This is a genomic window from Paenibacillus sp. FSL K6-4396 (genome assembly GCF_038002525.1).
In the GTDB taxonomy this organism is placed as follows: Bacteria; Bacillota; Bacilli; order Paenibacillales; family Paenibacillaceae; genus Paenibacillus; species Paenibacillus amylolyticus_B.
The window spans coordinates 6304242-6324020 of record NZ_JBBOCR010000001.1 but is presented as its reverse complement, the minus strand read 5'-3'; the positions used below and the strand labels follow the sequence as shown (position 1 = coordinate 6324020).

General features: G+C 48.1%; 9 protein-coding genes, 1 tRNA gene and 3 rRNA genes. 12 read left to right on the top strand and 1 reads right to left on the bottom strand.

Features of this window, described 5'->3' with window-relative positions:
* The first annotated feature begins 4 nt into the window (after positions 1–4).
* The 3 genes from MHB85_RS27785 (at position 5) to ligA (ending at position 5819) form a co-directional block, all read left to right on the top strand.
* Positions 5–691, top strand: a complete 687-nt coding sequence (locus MHB85_RS27785) for a heptaprenylglyceryl phosphate synthase (RefSeq protein ID WP_374954415.1) — start codon at positions 5–7, stop codon at positions 689–691.
* A 537-nt stretch (positions 692–1228) separates the two neighbouring features.
* The gene (gene pcrA / locus MHB85_RS27780; protein WP_192135115.1) at positions 1229–3583 is read left to right on the top strand and encodes a DNA helicase PcrA; all 2355 of its coding nucleotides are present in this window, start codon (positions 1229–1231) and stop codon (positions 3581–3583) included.
* Between the two features lie 214 nt (positions 3584–3797).
* Positions 3798–5819 carry an NAD-dependent DNA ligase LigA gene (gene ligA / locus MHB85_RS27775; protein WP_192135118.1) on the top strand — a complete coding sequence of 674 codons (2022 nt, stop codon included), beginning with the start codon at positions 3798–3800 and terminating at the stop codon, positions 5817–5819.
* A gap of 129 nt (positions 5820–5948) precedes the next feature.
* Here the strand turns inward: ligA and MHB85_RS27770 are convergent, their stop codons facing one another.
* Positions 5949–7322: a molybdopterin-dependent oxidoreductase gene (locus MHB85_RS27770; RefSeq protein WP_192135120.1), complete on the bottom strand. Its 1374-nt coding sequence runs from the start codon at positions 7320–7322 to the stop codon at positions 5949–5951.
* A 599-nt stretch (positions 7323–7921) separates the two neighbouring features.
* Here MHB85_RS27770 and MHB85_RS27765 point away from each other — a divergent pair.
* The 9 genes from MHB85_RS27765 (at position 7922) to MHB85_RS27725 (ending at position 19638) form a co-directional block, all read left to right on the top strand.
* Positions 7922–9474: ribosomal RNA gene (locus MHB85_RS27765) — 16S ribosomal RNA — on the top strand.
* 108 nt (positions 9475–9582) lie between these two features.
* Positions 9583–9658, top strand: a tRNA-Ala gene (locus MHB85_RS27760).
* 212 nt (positions 9659–9870) lie between these two features.
* Positions 9871–12798: ribosomal RNA gene (locus MHB85_RS27755) — 23S ribosomal RNA — on the top strand.
* A 143-nt stretch (positions 12799–12941) separates the two neighbouring features.
* Positions 12942–13058: ribosomal RNA gene (gene rrf / locus MHB85_RS27750) — 5S ribosomal RNA — on the top strand.
* Together the 16S, 23S and 5S rRNA genes with 1 tRNA gene alongside form the textbook arrangement of a ribosomal RNA operon.
* Before the next feature lie 179 nt (positions 13059–13237).
* Complete coding sequence (locus MHB85_RS27745) at positions 13238–14413, top strand: GNAT family N-acetyltransferase (protein WP_105602477.1); 1176 nt, start codon at positions 13238–13240, stop codon at positions 14411–14413.
* 461 nt (positions 14414–14874) lie between these two features.
* Positions 14875–15336, top strand: coding sequence for a CtsR family transcriptional regulator (locus MHB85_RS27740; protein ID WP_036607135.1), 462 nt, complete (start codon positions 14875–14877; stop codon positions 15334–15336).
* A gap of 31 nt (positions 15337–15367) precedes the next feature.
* Entirely contained in the window at positions 15368–15892 is a 525-nt protein-coding gene (locus tag MHB85_RS27735) for a UvrB/UvrC motif-containing protein (RefSeq protein WP_105602475.1), read from the top strand.
* Between the two features lie 28 nt (positions 15893–15920).
* A complete protein-coding gene (locus MHB85_RS27730; RefSeq protein WP_017692043.1) occupies positions 15921–16991 on the top strand; it encodes a protein arginine kinase in 1071 nt (356 codons plus the stop codon).
* A 184-nt stretch (positions 16992–17175) separates the two neighbouring features.
* Entirely contained in the window at positions 17176–19638 is a 2463-nt protein-coding gene (locus MHB85_RS27725; protein WP_036607223.1) for an ATP-dependent Clp protease ATP-binding subunit, read from the top strand.
* The last annotated feature ends 141 nt before the right edge of the window (positions 19639–19779 follow it).

Below are 19779 nucleotides of genomic sequence, written 5' to 3'. Positions count from 1 at the left end.
AGACATGATTAAGCAGTGGAGACATGTGTTTAAGCTTGACCCGGACCGGGAGATTACAGACGAAGAACTCGATCTGGTCTGCATGTCGGGGACCGATGCAATTATCGTCGGTGGATCTTCGGGAATTACTTACGAGAACACGGTAGACCTGATGTCCCGTGTGCGTCGTTATGAGTTGCCATGTGTGCTTGAAGTATCCGATCTGGAGGCTGTTGTTCCCGGCTTTGATGGATATCTGATCCCAATGGTCCTGAATGCAACGGACAGCAAATGGGTGATTGGGCACCACCAGCAAGCTATAGAGCGTTACGGTTATCTTATCCCTTGGGATCTCCTGATTGCCGAGGGTTATATTGTGCTTAATGCAAACTCCACGGTAGCGCGGTTGACTGGGGCAGATACGGATCTGACGACAGGAGCTGCGGTGGCATATGCCCAGGCTGCGGAGCGTCTGCTCAATCTTCCAATTGTATACATGGAGTACAGCGGAACGTTCGGAGATATGGAGCTTGTTGGTGAGACACACAGACAATTGGAGCGGGCACATCTCATCTACGGCGGCGGAATTGATGATCTGGAGAAAGCCACGCAAGCTGCCCAGGTTGCAGATACCATCGTGGTAGGCAACATTGTGTATAGTGATCTGAACAAAGCACTTGAGACGGTGTTGGCCGTAAAAGAAACCATTTAATCGGTTTAGTTTACCATTCCCCCATTTTCCCCTTATGATCTGTTAAAATAGAACTTTGCCCTTACTAAGTAAAGAAGTTATATGAGCGTAATGTCGTTTACACGAGTACGAATAGGATCGAAATAAGCTAGAGAAGCGAAGCATTCGTTATAAGCTTTCTGTACAAAAGCTAAATTCTAAGCAATCTCTTATTATCCGATATTGTTCTTTTACTAAGCAATTCGTATACAGGAACTATGTTTCCACAAAAACGGAGAGTCCCAGAAGCAATCTGAAGAAACGAAGTGTTCTCTCTTGTGAATTCAACTACCCTTAAATATAAGCTAAACTAATTTTTACACGAGAACGAGAACGCAGAGGACAGAAATAAGCTGGAGAAGCGGAGCGTTCGCCTTTATTACCGGATTGTTACCTTTGAAAAAGTAGATCGAAAAATCCGGGAATAACAGCGATCGGAAGATTATTCTGTCATCGGAGTGGCGAGTGTAACCTATTAATTTTGCTTTATAGACCAACCAACGAAAGGAGCATGCATGCATGCAACCTGTAAATATACATGATGCCGTTGCACGGCTTAACACCCCTCAACGGCAAGCCGTCGAGGCGACGGATGGCCCGCTGCTGATTATGGCCGGAGCGGGCTCTGGCAAGACGCGGGTGCTGACACACCGGATTGCCTATCTCATTGCAACACGGAAGGCACCCCCGTGGGGCATTTTAGCGATTACATTTACGAACAAAGCCGCGCGTGAGATGCAAGATCGTGTATCCCAACTCGTAGGTGGATCTCAGGGCCGCGACATTTGGGTATCCACATTCCACTCCATGTGTGTGCGTATTTTGCGCCGTGACATTGAACGTATTGGCTTTACCTCCAACTTCAGTATTTTGGACTCATCGGACCAATTATCTGTAATTCGTAGCTGTATGAAAGATCAGAATATTGATACCAAGAAATTTGAGCCCAAAGCAGTTCAATCGATGATGAGCACGGCCAAGAATGAACTGATCAGTCCGGAGCAATATGAGAAGCAGTCGGGAGATTATTTCGAAGGTATTGTGGCGAAGGTATATAAGATGTACCAGAAACGGTTAAGAGCCAACAACTCACTTGATTTCGACGATCTCATTATGCAGACCATTCAACTGTTCAAGGAAGTGCCGGAAGTCCTCGACTTTTACCAAAAGAAATTCCAGTACATTCACGTGGACGAGTATCAGGATACGAACCGTGCACAGTACATGTTGTGCCGCATGCTCGCGGACAGTCACCACCACATCTGCGTTGTAGGGGATAGTGACCAGTCGATCTATCGCTGGCGTGGGGCGGATATCAGTAATATCCTGAACTTTGAGAAAGATTACCCTGAAGCAAATACGATTTTGCTGGAGCAGAACTACCGTTCTACTTCCAATATCCTGAATGCAGCGAACGAAGTGATCGGCCTGAATACAGGGCGTAAACCGAAGAAACTGTGGACGGACAAAGAGGGTGGTTCAAAAATCAAGGTGTACCGTGCGGATTCCGAACATGATGAGGGGTATTTTGTAACCTCCGAGATTAGTAAAAATGTGAAGAACGGCAAATCCTATCAGAACCATGCCATTTTGTACCGTACCAATGCCCAGTCCCGGGTTATAGAGGAAATTCTGATCAAGTCTGATATTCCGTATCAGATTGTCGGCGGCATCAAGTTCTATGATCGCAAAGAGATCAAGGACATTCTGGCGTATCTGCGCCTGTTATCCAACCCCGACGATGATATCAGCCTTACCCGGATCATTAATGTACCGAAACGTAGCATCGGGGATACAACAGTAGGGAAGCTAGCGGCTGCTGCAGGAGAGCGTGGAATTTCCATTTTCCGAGTACTTCAGGTCGTGGATGATCTTGGTTTTGCTGGTCGTACGCGTAATGCGTTGGTGGAGTTCTATGACATGATCGCTGCTCTGCATCAGATGGTAGAATATCTGTCTGTAACTGAACTGACCGAGAAGATCCTTGAGATGAGCCAATATCGTCTTGAGATGCAAAATGAAAATACACTCGAATCTCGTGCACGGCTGGAGAACATTGAAGAGTTCCTGTCGGTAACGATGGAATTTGAGAAAAATAATGAAGACAAAACTCTCGTTTCGTTCCTCACCGATCTGGCATTGATTGCGGACATCGACAGCATGAACGATGATGAGGAGGATCAGAGCGACGCTGTTACCCTGATGACCATGCATAGCGCCAAAGGTCTGGAGTTCCCGGTTGTCTTTATCGTGGGTATGGAGGAAGGAGTCTTCCCGCATAGCCGTGCCTTTATGGACAATGAAGAGCTGGAGGAAGAACGCCGACTTGCTTATGTAGGGATCACCCGTGCGGAAGAGCAACTTTTCCTGTCTTGTGCACAGATGCGGACGTTGTTTGGACGTACCACAGCGAACCCGCCTTCCCGCTTCCTGGATGAAATTCCTGATGAGCTGAAGGAAGACACCTCTATGGCTCGTGATCGTTACCGTCGCGGAAGTAGCGGAGGCGGCTCATATGGTGGACGTGGACTAGGTTCCAGTGGAGGAAGTAACTTCGGTGGTGGCACCAAGCTCTTTGATCACCAAAGCAAGAGCGGTTCATCTGCTACCTCATCCACGCCAACTTCGCGTGTGACCACAAGTACCTACCGCCCAACATACTCTACGCCATCGTCTGCTTCCAAGCCGGTAGCTTCTGATGGTGAAACAGGATTCAAGGCAGGAGATAAAGTACAGCATGGCAAATGGGGGACAGGCACCATTGTTGCGGTCAAAGGGACAGGTAATGATACCGAACTGCAGATTGCCTTCCCGGCTCCGGTGGGTGTGAAACGTTTGCTTGCCGGCTTTGCCCCAATTACGAAAGTAGAATAAGAACGAAACTTCCTTTTGCATGATAACGGAGAGAACAGAAATAACTTGAAGAAGCAAAGCGTTCGCCTTTATCCCCGGATGTCTACCTTTTAAAATGAATTAAAAGAAATCTGGGGATAACAGCGATCGGAAAGTTATTCTGTTATCGGAGGTTAAGTGCAAGAGGAATGTTCGTTTACATATATAGATCAAATTAACGGAGGGATGGCCCTGTATGGACCCGATGCACCGGATGGAGCAACTCGTTACCGAGCTGAACCAGCATAATTATCAGTACTACACGATGGATCAGCCACAGATAAGCGACAAGGAGTATGATCTTCTGTACGACGAACTGGTTACGCTGGAACAGGAAAGCGGCATGGTTCTGCCTGATTCTCCAACACAGCGTGTGGGCGGCGAACTGCTCAAAGGGTTTACCCCACATCGCCATTTATCTTCATTATGGAGTCTGGACAAAGCGCAAAATATTGAGCAGTTGCGCAGCTGGAATACCCGTGTACTGAAACTGATCAACGACTATAACAGCAAAAATCCCGATACACCTTTACCGGAACCAGGTTACGTCATTGAGTTGAAATTTGACGGATTGACGCTGAACCTGACGTACACCAACGGTGAGTTGGTGCAAGCCTCCACACGAGGGAACGGTACTGTAGGCGAAGGTATTTTGGCACAGGTGAGAACGATCAGATCTGTACCGCTCAAAATTCCTTACACAAGCGGCACGATTGAAGTACAGGGTGAAGGTATCATGAACCTGTCTGTCCTGGAGCGATACAACGAGACAGCGGCAGAACCACTCAAGAATGCGCGTAATGCAGCAGCAGGAGCACTGCGCAATCTTAATCCGAAGGCAACGGCTGAGCGTCGGCTGAATGCTTATTTTTATAATGTAGGTTACTCGGATGACATTCAGTTTGCCAATCATCAGCAGATGATGGACTTCCTGCGTGAGAACCGCTTCAAAGTTAATCCGTCGATTACTTATTTCCATGAGTTTGATGATGTGATGGAACAACTGGCCGCGATTCAGGAGAACCGGGGTCAGCTGGACTATCTGATCGATGGAGCTGTTATCAAAATTACGGACATGCGCACCCGCGAAGTGCTGGGTTATACCGATAAATTCCCTCGCTGGGCGGTGGCATATAAATTCGAGGCTGAAGAGACCACAACGGTTCTTAACGCTGTGGTATGGAATGTGGGCCGTACTGGCAAAGTCACTCCGCTGGCACGCGTAGAACCGGTTGAACTTGCCGGGGTAACGGTACAGAACTGTACGCTGAACAATGTCGGCGATATTGAGCGCAAAAATCTGAAGTTTGCTCTGGGCACTCGGGTCTTTATCCGTCGCTCCAATGATGTCATTCCAGAAATTCTGGGTAAAGTGACAGAGGAGAGTGATGGCGAGGAGATCGTCTTCCCTGAGCAGTGTCCTGCATGTGGATTCCCACTGGAGCAACGTGGAGCGCATCTGTTCTGTAACAATAGACTTGCGTGTAAACCGCAAACGGTGGCACGTATTTCCCATTTTGCTTCCCGTGATGCCATGGACATCGAGACGTTCAGTGAGAAAACGGCGATTCAGTTGTATGATGAATTGAACGTACGTGAGCCTGCCGACCTGTATACGTTACAGTTTGATGATCTGGTGAAGCTGGAGCGGTTTGGGGAAAAGAAAGCGAACAACCTTATCGCTGCGCTGGAGCTTAGTAAAGATAGAGACTTGGCTTCCTTCTTATACTCACTGGGTATTCCGAACACAGGTAAATCGACAACGCGCATGCTCGCTGATCATTATCGAGATCTGCACGCCATTATGAATGCAACCGTGGAAGAACTGGTTGAACTACCCGATGTCGGTGGTATTGTGGCAGAGAGCATCGTAACTTTCTTTGCAGATCCGTTTACACAGGCTGCGATTGAGAAAATGCTTAACTTGGGTGTGAAAGCACAGGCACCTGAGGCACCAACCGTTGCTGTTGTGGAAGATTCCTTCTTCAGTGGTAAAACGGTCGTCTTGACCGGAACGCTGCACCAATTGACGCGGGAAGAAGCAACGCAAAGACTGGAAGCGCTCGGAGCGAAGGTGACTGGCAGTGTGTCGAAAAAGACAGATTTGGTTATTGCCGGAGAGAAGGCAGGTAGTAAACTAACCAAAGCCCATGATCTCGGTATTCGTACGATTGAGGATGAGGACGAACTTGTACGTCTTTTGAACCCACAGGGTTAAAGTGTAATCAGAGAGTTCATAATGAGGAAAAAGAAAAAGGCCCCCGAAGACACGAATATGTGATCGGGGGCTTTTGCTGTTTATTGAATTATTTGATACAACGAATGAACGCTCATCAATCTTATCTGATCATGATCCACTTAAATTGTTAGGGATGCGCTGAGATGCGCCTGTAAGCCATGCATCCTTATCATATCCTCGCTCTTCCCAGTAACCAATATGTTCGCTGTCGATGAGTTCAATGCGATTTAGCCATTTTACTGATTTATAGGCATACATCTGAGGAATGACGAGCCGTACCGGACCGCCAAGATCAGCCGGGATGGGTTTGCCATCATGCATGACAGCGACCATAATATCTTCCATTTGTGCTTGATCCATCGTAATCGCATCTGTGTATACACCATCACCGGAATAAAACTTCACACTATGAGCTTCCGGTTTGACCCCGGCTTGTTTCAAAAGCTGTGCAAGAGAAATGCCTTCCCAAGTATTTTTATATACAGACCAGCCCGTTACACAGTGGAAATCACTAACCTGTACGGTACGCGCGAGCTTCACGAACTGTTCCCAGTTCCAGACCTGTGCCCGTTCAACCAATCCATCAATACGGAAAGACCAGTTAGCATTGGAGAAGGACGGTATGGGCGTAACCGTATATACGCGGAAATGACCTTCAGCCCCGCCTCCAAGGGGAGGTGAAGAGGCGGACAGCGGTTGTGGCAGAGGAACCATACGGTTAGGATCGTTCTCCAGCATGCTATCAATACTATTATCGATCTTGAGATTTCGTCCTACCCAGGATATAAAAGTAGGACCAAGAGTCACGGCGAGACCAACCCCCACAGCAGAGCGGATAAAAGCTCGTCGTGTATACAACGGTTGAGGTCGCTCCACAGATTTGAGGGGATCTCTCTCGGAACTGCGATCAAACTGGGAAGAAGATATAGCAGCTGGAGTTTCTTTTTCATCCGATATTGAATCAGATGGATCAGCTGTATTTTGAGTTCGTGTTGAAGCTGTAGTGGTTTTAACCGCACGACGTGCAGGGTCCTTTAACCATTTGGTCCGAGTGATGGAGTGATAGATAATATAAGGTAAGCCCACCCAAGTCAGCAGGTCATGGAACAAAAGTGCAGCATTCGACCATCGAGGTCCAGCCAGCTTGAACTGCCATAATACAATACCCGAGAGGAGCCAGCCTACCAGCAGAGCAAGAACAAAGATGGTGTTCACCCTCTGCCATGGTCTGTTACGAAGCTGTTTCCAGTGCTTTCCGGCCAAAATCAAGTAATATACTACGGGTGCCAGCATAGCTAGCCCAACGATGATATGTAGCCATTTTAACCAGACACGTCCAATTCCGAGTATCTCGCGCCAAAAGCCGCCTACCAGCATAAGACCTGTTATAGCAAGGATCACAACAATCCAGGCATTCCAAGCATGGATGGAAACCAACTTTTTGCCGTAACCTTTGCGTCTGTTCTTTAACCATTGCTTCAAGTGCGATCACCCCATATAGGTTAGTAATGAGTTTATTCAGAACTTTAATATGTAATAGCTAGCTGTGAATGGAGTACGTGATCTGTGTAAAGGTGCAATGCGAGATGGTTATACGATTGTTCATGGGCTACTTATGAAAGTAGTACACGTGACTGCTTAACCTTATCTCTATATCTATATACCTTATTATAGAGTTTTTGGATCACTTTCTTCAAACGAACAGAAGGGAGGGGATCGTTATCCCATCTTGGGTTCAGAGAATGTGCTAATCTGTCGAATTCAGGTTGGAGACAAGACACCGTAGATGAAGATATCATGATATCAAAAGGTTGATTAAAAATGCTTGCTAAATAAATCACTACGTGATATATTATTTCTTGTCGCTTCAAACGAATGATTGTCATAATCATTTGAAAGATGACGAAAACAAAGTGTTGACAGTAAGTTAGTTAACATGATATGATAAGATTCCTGTCCGGTTGACAAACATCAACATAAACGGACATACAAGTTCCTTGAAAACTGAACAAATGGATAGTAACTTTTGATTCACAATGAATCGTCAGATTCAAAATGAGCTTATCGCTCTTTTCAATACTTTATTGGAGAGTTTGATCCTGGCTCAGGACGAACGCTGGCGGCATGCCTAATACATGCAAGTCGAGCGGACTTGATGAGAAGCTTGCTTCTCTGATAGTTAGCGGCGGACGGGTGAGTAACACGTAGGCAACCTGCCCTCAAGTTTGGGACAACTACCGGAAACGGTAGCTAATACCGAATAATTGTTTTCTTCGCCTGAAGGGAACTGGAAAGACGGAGCAATCTGTCACTTGGGGATGGGCCTGCGGCGCATTAGCTAGTTGGTGAGGTAACGGCTCACCAAGGCGACGATGCGTAGCCGACCTGAGAGGGTGATCGGCCACACTGGGACTGAGACACGGCCCAGACTCCTACGGGAGGCAGCAGTAGGGAATCTTCCGCAATGGGCGAAAGCCTGACGGAGCAATGCCGCGTGAGTGATGAAGGTTTTCGGATCGTAAAGCTCTGTTGCCAGGGAAGAACGCTTGGGAGAGTAACTGCTCTCAAGGTGACGGTACCTGAGAAGAAAGCCCCGGCTAACTACGTGCCAGCAGCCGCGGTAATACGTAGGGGGCAAGCGTTGTCCGGAATTATTGGGCGTAAAGCGCGCGCAGGCGGTCATTTAAGTCTGGTGTTTAATCCCGGGGCTCAACCCCGGATCGCACTGGAAACTGGGTGACTTGAGTGCAGAAGAGGAGAGTGGAATTCCACGTGTAGCGGTGAAATGCGTAGATATGTGGAGGAACACCAGTGGCGAAGGCGACTCTCTGGGCTGTAACTGACGCTGAGGCGCGAAAGCGTGGGGAGCAAACAGGATTAGATACCCTGGTAGTCCACGCCGTAAACGATGAGTGCTAGGTGTTAGGGGTTTCGATACCCTTGGTGCCGAAGTTAACACATTAAGCACTCCGCCTGGGGAGTACGGTCGCAAGACTGAAACTCAAAGGAATTGACGGGGACCCGCACAAGCAGTGGAGTATGTGGTTTAATTCGAAGCAACGCGAAGAACCTTACCAGGTCTTGACATCCCTCTGACCGATACAGAGATGTATCTTTCCTTCGGGACAGAGGAGACAGGTGGTGCATGGTTGTCGTCAGCTCGTGTCGTGAGATGTTGGGTTAAGTCCCGCAACGAGCGCAACCCTTATATTTAGTTGCCAGCACTTCGGGTGGGCACTCTAGATAGACTGCCGGTGACAAACCGGAGGAAGGTGGGGATGACGTCAAATCATCATGCCCCTTATGACCTGGGCTACACACGTACTACAATGGCCGGTACAACGGGCTGCGAAATCGCGAGATGGAGCCAATCCCAACAAAGCCGGTCTCAGTTCGGATTGCAGGCTGCAACTCGCCTGCATGAAGTCGGAATTGCTAGTAATCGCGGATCAGCATGCCGCGGTGAATACGTTCCCGGGTCTTGTACACACCGCCCGTCACACCACGAGAGTTTATAACACCCGAAGTCGGTGGGGTAACCGCAAGGAGCCAGCCGCCGAAGGTGGGATAGATGATTGGGGTGAAGTCGTAACAAGGTAGCCGTATCGGAAGGTGCGGCTGGATCACCTCCTTTCTATGGAGAATCGTTTCCTGCAACGGAAACATTCAAATACGCAGGTTCTTAGAACCTGCACCAGCAACACAGTTACTTATCCATTTGTTCAGTTTTGATGGAATTTGAGGGGCCATAGCTCAGCTGGGAGAGCGCCTGCCTTGCAAGCAGGAGGTCAGCGGTTCGATCCCGCTTGGCTCCACCAAACAATTTCATCTATTTGGCTTGTTCTTTGAAAACTAGATATCGAAACGAAACAAACGCGAATTAGAACATTCCTTTTTAGCTGAACTTGTGTTAAACAAGTTTAATAAATTGGTACTTAATTGCTTTTGCGATGGTATTGGATGGGAGTGACTTTTGGCTTTGGACGTAGTCCAAAACAAGGGAAGCGAGCAGCCAAAACCGGAGCAAACTGGTTAAGCTACTAAGAGCACACGGAGGATGCCTAGGCGCTAGGAGCCGATGAAGGACGTGGCGAACAACGAAACTGCCTCGGGGAGCTGTAAGCAAGCTTTGATCCGGGGGTGTCCGAATGGGGAAACCCAGCTGGGGTAATTTCCAGTTACTCACAACTGAATACATAGGTTGTGCAGAGGCATACCAGGGGAACTGAAACATCTAAGTACCCTGAGGAAGAGAAAACAATAGTGATTCCGTCAGTAGCGGCGAGCGAACGCGGAGAAGCCCAAACCAAGGAGCTTGCTCTTTGGGGTTGTGGGACGTCTCACATGGAGTTACAAAGGAACCGGTTAAGCGAAGAGGTCTGGAAAGGCCCGCCAAAGAAGGTAAAAGCCCTGTAATTGAAAGTTGGTTCCCTCCGAGACGGATCCCGAGTAGTGCGGGGCACGTGAAACCCCGTATGAATCCGGCAGGACCATCTGCCAAGGCTAAATACTTCCTAGCGACCGATAGTGAAGCAGTACCGTGAGGGAAAGGTGAAAAGCACCCCGGAAGGGGAGTGAAATAGAACCTGAAACCGTGTGCTTACAAAAAGTCAGAGCCCGTTTTAGGGGTGATGGCGTGCCTTTTGTAGAATGAACCGGCGAGTTACGTTCCCGTGCAAGGTTAAGGTGAAGAGCCGGAGCCGCAGCGAAAGCGAGTCTGAATAGGGCGACTTAGTACGTGGACGTAGACCCGAAACCGGGTGATCTACCCCTGTCCAGGGTGAAGGTGCGGTAACACGCACTGGAGGCCCGAACCCACGCATGTTGAAAAATGCGGGGATGAGGTGGGGGTAGCGGAGAAATTCCAATCGAACTCGGAGATAGCTGGTTCTCCCCGAAATAGCTTTAGGGCTAGCCTCGGAAAACAGAGTCGTGGAGGTAGAGCACTGATTGGGTGCGGGGCCCGCAAGGGTTACCAAGCTCAGTCAAACTCCGAATGCCATAGACTTACTTCCGGGAGTCAGACAGTGAGTGCTAAGATCCATTGTCAAAAGGGAAACAGCCCAGACCATCAGCTAAGGTCCCCAAGTGTGTGTTAAGTGGGAAAGGATGTGGAGTTGCACAGACAACCAGGATGTTGGCTTAGAAGCAGCCACCATTGAAAGAGTGCGTAATAGCTCACTGGTCGAGTGACTCTGCGCCGAAAATGTAACGGGGCTAAACACACCACCGAAGCTATGGCTTGATGCAATGCATCAGGGGTAGGGGAGCGTTGTATAAGGGTTGAAGGTGTACCGTAAGGAGCGCTGGACATTATACAAGTGAGAATGCCGGTATGAGTAACGAAAAGATCAGTGAGAATCTGATCCGCCGAAAGCCTAAGGGTTCCTGAGGAAGGCTCGTCCGCTCAGGGTAAGTCGGGACCTAAGGCGAGGCCGAAAGGCGTAGTCGAAGGACAACAGGTCGAAATTCCTGTACCACCGTAAGCCGTTATGAGCAATGGGGGGACGCAGTAGGGTAGTGACGCGGACTGATGGATGTCCGTCTAAGCAGTAAGGCTGATGTGTAGGCAAATCCGCACATTGTAAGGCTGAGCTGTGATGGGGAGCGAAAATTGTAGTAGCGAAGGTCATGATCTCACACTGCCAAGAAAAGCCTCTAGCCAGGTGAAGGTGCCCGTACCGCAAACCGACACAGGTAGGCGAGAAGAGTATTCTAAGGCGCGCGGAAGAACTCTCGTTAAGGAACTCGGCAAAATGACCCCGTAACTTCGGGAGAAGGGGTGCCCCGGTAGTGTGAATAGCACGAGGGGGCCGCAGTGAAAAGGCCCAAGCGACTGTTTAGCAAAAACACAGGTCTGTGCGAAGCCGTAAGGCGAAGTATACGGGCTGACGCCTGCCCGGTGCTGGAAGGTTAAGGGGAGTGGTTAGGGAGTAATCCCGAAGCTGTGAACCGAAGCCCCAGTAAACGGCGGCCGTAACTATAACGGTCCTAAGGTAGCGAAATTCCTTGTCAGGTAAATTCTGACCCGCACGAATGGCGTAACGACTTGGGCGCTGTCTCAACGAGAGATCCGGTGAAATTTTAATACCTGTGAAGATGCAGGTTACCCGCGACAAGACGGAAAGACCCCATGGAGCTTTACTGCAGCTTGATATTGAATTTGGGTACGATCTGTACAGGATAGGTGGGAGCCTTTGAAGCAGGAGCGCAAGCTTCTGTGGAGGCAACGTTGGGATACCACCCTGATCGTATCTAGGTTCTAACCTGGTACCGTAATCCGGTGCGGGGACAGTGTCAGGTGGGCAGTTTGACTGGGGCGGTCGCCTCCTAAAGAGTAACGGAGGCGCCCAAAGGTTCCCTCAGAATGGTTGGAAATCATTCGAAGAGTGCAAAGGCATAAGGGAGCTTGACTGCGAGACCTACAAGTCGAGCAGGGACGAAAGTCGGGCTTAGTGATCCGGTGGTACCGCATGGAAGGGCCATCGCTCAACGGATAAAAGCTACCCTGGGGATAACAGGCTTATCTCCCCCAAGAGTCCACATCGACGGGGAGGTTTGGCACCTCGATGTCGGCTCATCGCATCCTGGGGCTGAAGTAGGTCCCAAGGGTTGGGCTGTTCGCCCATTAAAGCGGTACGCGAGCTGGGTTCAGAACGTCGTGAGACAGTTCGGTCCCTATCTGTCGTGGGCGTAGGAAATTTGAGAGGAGCTGTCCTTAGTACGAGAGGACCGGGATGGACGTACCGCTGGTGTACCAGTTGTTCCGCCAGGAGCACCGCTGGGTAGCTATGTACGGACGGGATAAACGCTGAAAGCATCTAAGCGTGAAGCCCCCCTCAAGATGAGATTTCCCAGTATGTAAGACCCCTTGAAGACGACGAGGTAGATAGGCTGGGGGTGGAAGTGCAGCAATGCATGGAGCTGACCAGTACTAATCGGTCGAGGGCTTATCCAATAGCAAGTGATAATTCGCGTGTTTCGTTTCGAATCTAGTTTTCAGAGAATGATCTCTGAAATGAAAATGGGTACATCACAGAACGTGTGTATGATTTTCAGTTCCATATCTGATTTCAAGAAGCTATGCTTCGACAAATCGCGTTTGGTGGCGATGGCGGAGGGGTTCCACACGTACCCATCCCGAACACGACCGTTAAGCCCTCTAGCGCCGATGGTACTTGGACCGCAGGGTCCTGGGAGAGTAGGACGCCGCCAAGCGAAGAACCACTGCCGATGTTATTCGGTGGTGGTTTTTATTTGTTTATTTAAGGGGATGCGAAAGCATCTCTTATTTGACTTTGTAAGAATCCTCTGACACACTCTAAGGGGTACATATATCACATATCAGGCTATGATTTGGATTGATAATAACTCTAGCGAATGGGGTGTAGGACAACATGGAAATTCAGAAATTGACGGTAGATGATTTTGAACCAGCGATGGCACTCTCCGAATATGCTTTTCAGGTGGTAATGAATGATGAACAAAAAGAAAAGCGGCGGAGTCAGTTTTCGTCACAAGATATATGGGGTGTATATGAGGACGGGCAGCTAGGAGCCAAACTTCACATCATTCCTTTTCACACCTATATTCATGGCAGAGCGTTCGAGATGGGCGGTATTGCGGGTGTAGCCACCTGGCCAGAGTATAGACGCAAAGGCTGGGTAGCGGGTCTACTGAAGCATGCGTTGGAAGAAATGAATCGCAACAAACAGAGCATATCATTCTTGCATCCATTCTCTTTTGGTTTCTATCGGAAGTATGGATGGGAGACGTATGTTGAATTTAAACGTTATAAAGTACCTACAGCTCATTTGCCTATGAAAAAAGCGACACCTGGAACAATTCGGCGTGGGGATCCGGGCCTCAGCATATTAAAGGAAGTATACAGTGCTTATGCTGAGCGTTATAACGGAACTCTGGTTCGGGATGATGCAAGGTGGGAGAATTCAGTTCTGGTTAATGGAAGCAGCCAGAAGGCTGTATATTACGATGAAGCTGATGCAGCACAAGGTTATCTTTTATATGAGGTTAAGGAAAATAAGTTTACTATTAAAGAGATCATCTATCTGAACGAAGAGGCTAGGCAAGGACTGTGGACCTTCATTGCTAACCATGATTCCATGATCGAGGAAGTTACGTTGCAGGCACCTGCCAGTGATACACTTGCCTTCCAATTGGATAACCCGAGGATTCAGCAGGAGATTGTACCTTATTTTATGGCGCGTATCGTTAGTGTGGAGCAGTTTATATCCCAGTATCCCTTTGCAAATCAGGACTCACCGTTGCAGATTGTTCTTCAGGTAGAAGATGCACACGCTCCATGGAATGAAGGGGTATGGCAATTAAACGTGGCAATGAACGGAACAGCGTCCATATGGAAAACTTCGGAACCAATTACTGATGATCAGACCATTAAGGTGGATATTCAATCCCTTACCGCAGTGCTGATGGGGTATCGCAGACCAACGGAAATGGCACGGATCGGAAGAATTCACGGACCAGAAGCAGCAATCAAGGCTTTGGAACAAGTGATTCCTGAACGGGAAACCTATTTGCTCGATTTCTTCTGATGACTATTCCCACTGCTCCATTTAACTTGATTAGCTTATATAGAAATACGGCGTGATTGAAAGACAAATGGACTTCTCCAGCAATTTTGGGGAGGTTTTTTTGTGTCTGGGGAATATTTCGTGTAAAATCGTAAAAAATGAATAGTGACCCCACTTGGCAAAACCACAAAATATGCTATAATGGTTATAAAGTCAAAGAAAGTCAAAGTCAACTAAAGGTTTAATACTTAAGTAGCTTTCTTTCTACAATCTGATGCATGATCGCCAATATACGGGATTCATCTCATCGGAGGATCAAGGGAATATTAAAGGACCTTCGTGCTTCCTTCGCTCTCCTATTGACACCTGTGGAAGCAAGATTCGCTGTTTCCCTGATTGGTTAAATGGGTAGAGAAGGTGTACTCTGTGGGGGCGTGTGGGTCCTTATTGACTTAACGTTTCAGACAGTGGAGGATGATTGGATGCGTAATATCTCTGATATTATCGAACGATATCTGAAGAGTATTTTGCATGAAAGTCCCGAAGGAATGGTTGAAATTCAGCGTAATGATCTGGCAGATCAATTCTCATGTGTACCTTCCCAGATCAATTATGTCATCAGCACACGTTTTACACTCGAGAAGGGATACCTGGTAGAGAGTAAACGCGGCGGTGGTGGTTATGTTCGCATACAGCGTATTGAATTACCGGCCCAATCAGCTCTGCATAATCATTTGCACCATAGTATTGGTGAAGAGATCGGGCAGACAGCTGCCGAAGGTCTGATCTATCAATTGGAAGAAGCGCGCTTCTTGAGCAAGCGGGAAGCCGGGTTGATGCGAGCTGCTGTATCTAGAGAGGTTATATTAGTCAAACTTCCTTACCGGGATCAAATTCGTGCCAGAATGTTGAAGGCGATGTTAATATCTTTGCTCGGTAAATGAAAACTATCGGGGTCAAAGGAGGTACATCAATATGCTGTGCCAAGAATGCAATAAACGTCCGGCGACACTTCATTTCACGAAAATCGTAAATGGGGAGAAGACGGAATTCCATATTTGTGAGTCATGTGCCCGTGAAAAAGGGGAAATGATCCCTGGAACAGCAGGTGGGTTTTCCATTCACAACTTGTTGTCCGGATTGCTTGATTTTGATCCAGCCAGCAAAAGTGGATCGGCAGGAACACCACCTGCAAAAGCACTTCAATGTGAAGAGTGTGGTATGACGTACGCACAATTTAGCAAGATAGGCCGGTTCGGCTGCAGTTCATGTTATAAATATTTTGACAGCCGTCTGGATCCTTTGTTCAAGCGGGTTCACGGTAATACGTCCCATGTAGGCAAAGTGCCTGCACGAGCTGGTGGTCGCATCAAGGTGAAACGGCAAATCGCTGATCTGAAGCGGGAGCTCCAGGAGAGTATCGCGCAAGAGGAATTTGAAGAGGCGGCCCAGATCCGTGACCAGATCAGAGGACTTGAAAAAGGAATAGCTCAGGAGTAAAGTTTGTCATGAGTAGGAGGGATGCGTAATGCCTAATCTGCGCTTTACAGAGAAGGCGCTCAGCGACTGGATGCGCAGTGATGCGGCTGATTCCGAAATCGTCATTAGCAGCCGTGTCCGGATTGCACGCAACCTTCAGCATGTTCCGTTTCCGATGCTGGCTTCCAATGAGCAATCGGAAGAGGTGCTGAATAAGCTGAGCGAAGTACTTCAATACGATGACGTTCATGCCTTTGGGGATTTTCATACGTTGGATCTGATCGATATTGACGAACTCGACAAACGGGTGCTGGTGGAGAAACACCTCATCAGTCCAAGTCTTGCGAATGAATCCAGGAATGGTGCGGTTATTCTCAGTGAGGATGAGTCTGTCAGTATTATGATTAACGAAGAGGATCATCTTCGTATCCAGTGCCTCTATCCGGGGTTCCAGGTGAAGGAAGCCTGGGAGAAAGCTTCCGCAATAGATGATGCTTTTGAAGCGCACGTGGATTATGCTTTTGATGACCGCAGAGGATACTTAACCAGCTGTCCTACTAATGTAGGTACAGGTGTAAGAGCATCGGTTATGATGCACTTGCCTGCCCTGGTGATGACACAGCAGATTGGCCGCATTTTAACCGCAGTTTCCCAAGTAGGATTAACTGTAAGGGGGATATACGGTGAAGGTAGCGAGGCGATGGGTAACCTGTTCCAGATCTCGAACCAGATTACATTGGGACAGACCGAACAGGAAGTCATCGAGAACCTGCATGGTGTTGTGTTACAGATGATAGGTCATGAGCGTACAGCCAGAGAACGGTTAATGACCGACTCCAGACTTCGGATTACGGATCGGGTCATGCGTTCTTACGGCATATTGTCTCATGCAGCTATTGTTGATTCCAAGGAAGCTGCACAGCGCTTATCGGATGTACGCCTTGGCGTGGATCTCGGCTTGTTGGATGGACTGTCCATCACGGTAATGAATGAGTTGAATGTGATGACACAGCCGGGATTTTTGCAGAAAACATTCGGGGAAGATATGCGCACAGATGAGCGAGATATCTACCGAGCTCAGTTGATTCGTGATACGATCAATGCAGCGAAGCAGTCCTAGTTTAGCCTGATTTTGTATTGAAATATGGTTTCATGCCGCATTGCGGCTTTTATATAATAAGGCATGTACAAATGCCAAATGACTTTATTCGCAGCACGGCTGCAAACAAAAATGATATGAAGAATACGACGGTTATTTCATTACATGACCTCGTTTTATCCAAAACCATGGAGGTGCAGGAGATATGATGTTTGGAAGATTTACGGAACGGGCCCAAAAGGTGCTCGCACTCGCGCAGGAAGAAGCTGTCCGTCTCGGTCATAATAACATCGGTACTGAGCATATTTTGCTCGGCCTCATTCGTGAAGGCGAAGGTATCGCAGCCAAAGCACTGATCGGCCTGGGACTCGGATTGGAAAAAATTCAGGATGAAGTAGAAACGCTGATTGGCCGTGGCCAAGAGCAACCTACCAACATTGCATATACGCCACGTGCGAAAAAAGTAATTGAACTATCTATGGATGAAGCTCGAAAATTGGGCCATACCTATGTAGGCACAGAGCATATCCTGCTCGGATTGATTCGTGAAGGCGAGGGTGTTGCAGCACGTGTGCTCAATAACCTGGGAATTAGCCTGAACAAAGCACGTCAACAAGTGCTGCAATTGCTTGGCAGCAGTGAAGCTGTATCCAGCCATAATGGCACACCTGCCAATGTAAGCACACCAACGCTAGACAGTCTGGCACGTGACCTCACGGCTTATGCGAGAGAGAACAACCTGGACCCAGTCATTGGGCGTAGTAAAGAAATTGAACGTGTCATCCAGGTGCTCAGCCGTCGTACCAAGAACAACCCGGTATTGATCGGTGAGCCAGGTGTAGGTAAAACAGCGATTGCTGAAGGCCTTGCACAAAAAATCATTGCAAATGAGATTCCGGAAACATTGCGCGACAAACGTGTAATGACCCTAGATATGGGTTCTGTAGTCGCTGGAACCAAATATCGTGGTGAGTTCGAAGATCGTCTGAAAAAAATCATGGATGAGATTCGCCAAGCAGGTAACATTGTCCTGTTTATCGACGAATTGCATACCTTGATTGGCGCAGGCGGAGCTGAAGGTGCCATCGATGCTTCTAACATTTTGAAACCGGCTCTGGCTCGTGGAGAATTGCAATGTATCGGTGCGACAACACTGGATGAATATCGTAAATACATCGAGAAGGATGCAGCGCTTGAGCGTCGATTCCAACCGATTACTGTAGATCAGCCTTCTCCGGAAGAAGCGATTCAAATCTTACATGGCTTGCGTGACCGTTATGAGGCGCATCACCGTGTGAAAATTACGGACGAAGCAATTGTGCAGGCGGTTAAACTGTCTGACCGTTACATTACAGACCGTTTCTTGCCAGACAAAGCGATTGATCTGATTGATGAAGCGGGTTCCAAAGTAAGATTGAACTCTTACACGATCCCACCAAACCTGAAACAACTGGAAAGCCGTCTGGAAGATATCCGTAAGGAAAAAGACGCTGCAGTTCAAAGTCAGGAGTTCGAAAAAGCAGCAGCTCTGCGTGATACGGAACAAAAAATTCGTGAAGAGCTGGATGTAACGAAGAACCAGTGGAAAGAGAAACAAGGTCGCACCGATTCCGAGGTTACTCCTGAGGATATCGCACAAGTGGTAGCCAGCTGGACAGGAATCCCTGTGAACCAACTGAAAGAAGAAGAGACACAGCGTCTGATGAATCTGGAGTCTATTCTACATGAACGTGTCATCGGTCAGGATGAGGCAGTGAAGTCTGTCAGCCGTGCGGTTCGTCGTGCTCGTGCAGGACTTAAAGATCCGAAACGTCCGATGGGTTCATTCATTTTCCTCGGTCCTACAGGGGTAGGTAAAACAGAACTTGCTCGTGCTCTGGCTGAAGCGATGTTCGGCGATGAAAATGCAGTAATCCGGATTGATATGTCCGAGTATGGTGAGAAGCACTCGACTTCCCGACTTGTCGGAGCGCCTCCAGGATATGTTGGGTACGAAGAAGGTGGCCAGCTGACAGAGAAAGTTCGTCGCAAACCATATTCCGTAGTCCTGCTCGATGAAATCGAGAAAGCACATCCAGAAGTATTCAATATCTTGTTACAAGTGCTTGAGGATGGTCGACTGACGGATTCCAAAGGTCGCGTCGTTGACTTCCGCAATACGCTGATCATTCTAACATCCAACGTGGGTGCCGAAGCGATCAAACGTAACTCTACACTGGGCTTCACTGCAGTTGTAGATGCAGGAGCGGATTATGACAACATGAAGGGGAAAGTGATGGATGAGCTGAAGAAAAGCTTCCGTCCAGAGTTCCTTAACCGGATTGATGAAATTATCGTGTTCCACTCACTCGAAGAAAAACACATCGCTGAAATTGTTACGCTTATGAGTGAAGAACTTCGTAAACGACTGCTCGAACATGAGGTCGATTTCGAACTCACTGATAATGCCAAGTCTTTCCTTGCGAAGTCAGGCTTTGATCCAGCTTACGGTGCGCGTCCGCTTCGTCGGGCGATCCAAAAGCATATTGAGGACAAATTGTCCGAAGAGTTGCTCACAGGTAACGTAACCAAAGGGGATTCATTGCTCATCGACGAAGAGAACGGTGCACTGTCTGTTACGAAAAAAGACGTGGTCGTTCCGTCCAATGAGGAAATCGAAACCAAATAATATACATCAAGCTTTGGAGTGAGCTTCAGCTTGTATTAATCCTTATTCCATAATCAAATCCTTCTCGGCTTCGGCCGGGGAGGATTTTTTGCACTTTGGACAGAAGACGGACATGATTATGTCAGGAACATGTGTAAAGTT

What these genes read in the sequence shown, in the direction of transcription:
- MHB85_RS27785 (WP_374954415.1), top strand. Translation starts at nt 5, where the DNA reads ATGATTAAGCAGTGGAGACATGTGTTTAAGCTTGACCCGGACCGGGAG.
- pcrA (WP_192135115.1), top strand. Translation starts at nt 1,229, where the DNA reads ATGCAACCTGTAAATATACATGATGCCGTTGCACGGCTTAACACCCCT.
- ligA (WP_192135118.1), top strand. Translation starts at nt 3,798, where the DNA reads ATGGACCCGATGCACCGGATGGAGCAACTCGTTACCGAGCTGAACCAG.
- MHB85_RS27745 (WP_105602477.1), top strand. Translation starts at nt 13,238, where the DNA reads ATGGAAATTCAGAAATTGACGGTAGATGATTTTGAACCAGCGATGGCA.
- MHB85_RS27740 (WP_036607135.1), top strand. Translation starts at nt 14,875, where the DNA reads ATGCGTAATATCTCTGATATTATCGAACGATATCTGAAGAGTATTTTG.
- MHB85_RS27735 (WP_105602475.1), top strand. Translation starts at nt 15,368, where the DNA reads ATGCTGTGCCAAGAATGCAATAAACGTCCGGCGACACTTCATTTCACG.
- MHB85_RS27730 (WP_017692043.1), top strand. Translation starts at nt 15,921, where the DNA reads ATGCCTAATCTGCGCTTTACAGAGAAGGCGCTCAGCGACTGGATGCGC.
- MHB85_RS27725 (WP_036607223.1), top strand. Translation starts at nt 17,176, where the DNA reads ATGATGTTTGGAAGATTTACGGAACGGGCCCAAAAGGTGCTCGCACTC.